Annotated in this window: 1 protein-coding gene; it reads right to left on the bottom strand. The window is 57.4% G+C overall.

The window, feature by feature from the left end; all coding sequences use genetic code 11:
- Positions 1-83 precede the first annotated feature (83 nt).
- Entirely contained in the window at positions 84-947 is an 864-nt protein-coding gene (locus DW49_RS0123995; RefSeq protein ID WP_005616198.1) for a DUF6279 family lipoprotein, read from the bottom strand.
- Positions 948-1,057: the final 110 nt, after the last annotated feature.

The following is a 1,057-nucleotide window of genomic DNA, read 5'->3' as shown; positions in this document are numbered from 1 at the left end:
GGTTCCCGGCAGTTCGCGGACAAGTCCGCTCCTACGAAAACCGAGGTCGCGGACAAGCGAAGCGTCGCCCGGTCTGTTTGCACTTACTGCTGCGACTTCAAGCAATCCAAATCGGTAAAGTCCTTGCGCATGTCGGCGATGCGGCTCAGCAGCCGGGTGCGTTGCTCCGGTGTGCTCTGGGCGGTGATGTCCACCAGCAGTGAGATGGCAGCCTTCTCGGTCTGGTCATAGGCCTTGCGGTATTCGGGCGTCCAGAAAGTCTCGCGGTCCTGCAGCAGGGCAGCGATGCGCTGTGGGAAGTCGCTGGCCTGACGCTGTTGTACGGTCGCCAGAAACAGGTTCTGCCAGCGTGTGCGGTTGTCGATCCAGGCCTTGTTCTGCTCGCCGAGCGAGGCGGACCAAGCTTGAATTCGATCCTTCTGCGGCTGATTCAATTTGCCGATCCACGGGGTCAGGCGTTTTTGCATGCGGTCGGCGCGCTCGGCAATCTGGCGCTCAAGCGGCTGGTCGAGGTATTTGTTCTCGCGCTTGCGCTGATCCTTGGCGAACGACTCCTGCATCTCCTGCACCTGCTTGTCGTCGAAGCGCGACAGCAGCTCCACAGCAGACGGGGTGATTTCCCGGGAGATCTTCGCTATCGCGTCTTTGGCCTCGCTGGTTCGGGCCTCAAGCCCTTCATAGGTCACACGGTCGTTCTTGACCATGTCCTCCAGCTTGTCCAGCCAGGTCAGGTATTCCGGCAACTGCGTGCTGCAATGCCAGCTCAAGTGTTGCTTGAGGCGCACATCCAGCCAGCTCTTCTGTTCCGAGTTCATGTCCAGGTAGTCGCTGAGCGTCCACGGAATGATTACATCCAGATTGCGATACGCCAGCCCGACCTGATTGCATCCGGCAAGCAGCGATACGGTCATCAACAGGGTGATGAAGGCTTTGAACAGAGACGGCATGAGAACTCCTTGGCGTACTGACGTGCAGTAGAGGAGTGTAATGGCTAGTGTACTGTTTTCGAAATAAGTTACCCATAACCTGCAAGCTAAGCTATTGATAAGATTTGAAT

Source organism: Pseudomonas avellanae BPIC 631 (genome assembly GCF_000444135.1).
Classification (GTDB): Bacteria; Pseudomonadota; Gammaproteobacteria; order Pseudomonadales; family Pseudomonadaceae; genus Aquipseudomonas; species Aquipseudomonas avellanae.
Note: the sequence above shows the minus strand (reverse complement) of the source record. Positions and strands in the feature narration are given on the sequence as shown.